Source organism: Paenarthrobacter sp. CM16 (assembly GCF_013179505.1).
Classification (GTDB): Bacteria; Actinomycetota; Actinomycetes; order Actinomycetales; family Micrococcaceae; genus Arthrobacter.
This window is the reverse complement of sequence record NZ_JABMCX010000529.1, coordinates 1-1,426: the sequence shown is the minus strand read 5'-3', so window position 1 is coordinate 1,426 and position 1,426 is coordinate 1. Positions and strand designations below refer to the sequence as shown.

The window sequence follows — 1,426 nt, the reverse complement described above, 5'->3', positions numbered from 1 at the left end:
GGTACCGAAATGTGGCTCACCATCTTTGCCGGCGGCGCCCTCTGGGTTTCCATTTACGGAACGTTCGTCCTGAACTTCTGTGACTTCACCCGTTCTTCGGCCTCCAAGAAGTCGATCGTCAAGGGCAACTTCTGGGGCATCCCCATCAACATGCTCGTCTTCGGCGCGATCGTCGTGGTCATGGCGGGCGGGCAGTACAAGATCAACGGCACGGTCATCGAGAGCCCCTCGGACATCGTGGAGAGCATCCCTAATACCCTGCTGTTGGTCCTTGCATGCCTGGCCCTGCTGATCCTGACCATTGCAGTGAACCTGATGGCCAACTTCGTGGCTCCGGTCTACGCCCTGACCAACCTCTTCCCGCGCCACCTGAACTTCCGCAAGGCAGCCTGGGTCAGCGGCACCATCGGCCTGGTCATCCTGCCGTGGAATCTGTACAACAACCCGATTGTGATCGTGTACTTCCTGGGCGGCCTCGGCGCCTTGCTCGGTCCCCTGTTCGGTGTGGTCATGGCCGACTACTGGCTGGTCCGGCGAGGCAAGGTCAATGTCCCCGAGCTCTACACCGAGGATCCAAAGGGCGCCTACTTCTACAAGCGCGGCGTGAACCCAAAGGCCATCATCGCCATGCTCCCCGCAGCAGGCCTGGCCATTGCCATCGCGTTCATTCCCGGACTGGCAGCAGCCGCCCCGTTCGCCTGGTTCATCGGAGCCGGCGTCGCAGCCCTGACCTACTTCGCTGTCGCGGACAAGAAGCAGGTCCACGAAGACGTCTCCGGCGAGCCGATCGCCGTCGCCAGCACCCACTGACTCACCAAACATCAAGGCGATCGCCCGTCCTCCCAGCCACCCGGATTCCTGCAAGCGGATCCAGGCAAGCCGGCAGGGGACGGGCCTTGCCGTTGAGAGGAAACCCATGCGCATCCTTGTCGCCAACGTGAACACCACCCAGTCCATGACTGACTCCATCGCAGCCCAGGCCCGCGCCGCAGCTGCACCAGGGACCGAGATCATCGGCATCACTCCGCGCTTCGGCGCCGACTCTTGTGAGGGAAATTTCGAAAGCTACCTCGCGGCGATCGCCGTCATGGATGCCGTGGTGAACTATCCCGAACCCTTCGACGCCGTCATCCAGGCCGGTTATGGCGAGCACGGCCGCGAAGGTCTCCAGGAACTCCTGGATGTCCCGGTGGTTGATATCACCGAGGCCGCAGCCAGCACTGCGATGTTCCTGGGCCACAAGTATTCCGTGGTGACCACGCTGGACCGCGCCGTTCCGCTCATCGAGGACCGTCTCAAGCTGGCCGGCCTGGACGCACGCTGTGCCTCCGTCAGGGCCAGTGGCATGGCTGTGCTGGAACTTGAGGAATATCCGGAGCGTGCTGTTGAGGCGATCGTGAGCCAGGCGGAGCAAGCGGTCAACCAG

2 protein-coding genes are annotated in these 1,426 nt (G+C 62.6%); both read left to right on the top strand.

Annotated features, from left to right (window positions below):
- A partial coding sequence (locus tag HP499_RS24200; protein ID WP_172326566.1) for a cytosine permease occupies positions 1-810 on the top strand: 810 nt, incomplete at its 5' end.
- Positions 811-916: 106 nt separating this feature from the next.
- The coding region (locus HP499_RS24195) for an aspartate/glutamate racemase family protein (protein WP_172326565.1) at positions 917-1,426 on the top strand (510 nt) is incomplete at its 3' end.